At 51.2% G+C, this 488-nt stretch carries 1 protein-coding gene; it reads left to right on the forward strand.

Annotated features, from left to right (window positions below):
* Positions 1 to 34: 34 nt before the first annotated feature.
* Positions 35 to 488, forward strand: a 454-nt coding sequence (locus DXZ20_RS37140; protein ID WP_250565541.1) for a DNA adenine methylase, incomplete at its 3' end; no start/stop codon positions are given.

Raw genomic sequence — 488 nt, forward strand, 5'->3', positions numbered from 1 at the left:
GTGCAAAAAGGTTAACTCAGGCTGGAGAGGATTGATGCTAATAAGAACTCGGCCACAGGTAAAGCCGGATGAAATGCCAAATCCCTGTTCTGGGGGAACGATTGAGCGTCCGGCACTACGTTACTTCGGTGGGAAGTGGCGATTGGCTCCATGGATTTTGCAGCATTTTCCAGCGCATCGGATCTACTGTGAACCGTATGCGGGAGCTTTTAGTGTTGGCTTACGCAAGCGCCCGGCTGCTGTGGATGTACTTAATGAGTGCAATCCGGGGGTGACGAATTTCTTTGAAGTTTTGAAGGACTGGCCACAGGAATTAATCGCAGCACTGAATGCATCGCCTAAAACACGGGATGAGTTCAAGCGATGCATGGTAATCGAGGGGAATGCTTTCGAGCAGGCGAGGCGTTTCTATCTCTATTGTCAGATGAGTTTTAGCAATGGTGGTGGACGCTGGAGCAGTGGCACGAGTGAGGAGCGATTGCGCCTGG

The organism is Adonisia turfae CCMR0081, from assembly GCF_011009555.1.
GTDB classification, from domain to species: Bacteria; Cyanobacteriota; Cyanobacteriia; order Phormidesmidales; family Phormidesmidaceae; genus Leptothoe; species Leptothoe turfae.